Below are 550 nucleotides of genomic sequence, written 5' to 3' on the forward strand. Positions count from 1 at the left end.
CCTCACGGGACTACGGCCAACCCTTCGCCGAGATCTTCACGCGGTTCAAAGGCGATTTCTATGCCATCGACCCGCTGCTGTTCAGCCCGGCTGAAGTGATCGTGACAGCGATCGAAACCGGCGATACGTTTCGCGCCGGTCGGCGTGATCTGAAGATGCTCGAACGGAGTCTCGGCTAGGGCATGGCGGTGCAAAGGGATTCGTCTGTCATTCGCCCGCCCGGCGACTGCCTTCCGTGCAGCCCTGCCGCGGACGCTACCATGAGGGCGTGGAATCGCTCGCGCCGCCGACATTCCCGCACCCGAGAGGCCACATGATCCCTCGCATCCTGATCGTCAGCGACAAAGTGGACACCGGCTCCAACGGCCTGGCGGCAGGACTTGGTCGGGGGGGCGGCGCCGTTACAGCCGTGCCGCTGGCGGCGATCGCATTCGATACCAGCAGCCCGAGCGGACTTACGATCCCCGGCTTCGGCGGCACGCTGCCCGACGCCGTGCTCGTCCGTTCGATCGCCGCCGGATCGTTCGAAGCGGTTACCCGGCGCCTCGGG

The 550-nt window shown here is 66.2% G+C and carries 1 protein-coding gene and 1 pseudogene; both read left to right on the top strand.

Features of this window, described 5'->3' with window-relative positions:
- Positions 1-179, top strand: a 179-nt coding sequence (locus EN914_RS37780) for a methenyltetrahydromethanopterin cyclohydrolase (protein WP_281034714.1), incomplete at its 5' end; no start/stop codon positions are given.
- A 134-nt stretch (positions 180-313) separates the two neighbouring features.
- A pseudogene (locus EN914_RS37785) lies at positions 314-550 on the top strand (RimK family alpha-L-glutamate ligase); the annotation flags it as partial.

Origin of the sequence: Mesorhizobium sp. M7A.F.Ca.CA.001.08.2.1 (assembly GCF_003998455.1) — a bacterium.
In the GTDB taxonomy this organism is placed as follows: Bacteria; Pseudomonadota; Alphaproteobacteria; order Rhizobiales; family Rhizobiaceae; genus Mesorhizobium; species Mesorhizobium ciceri.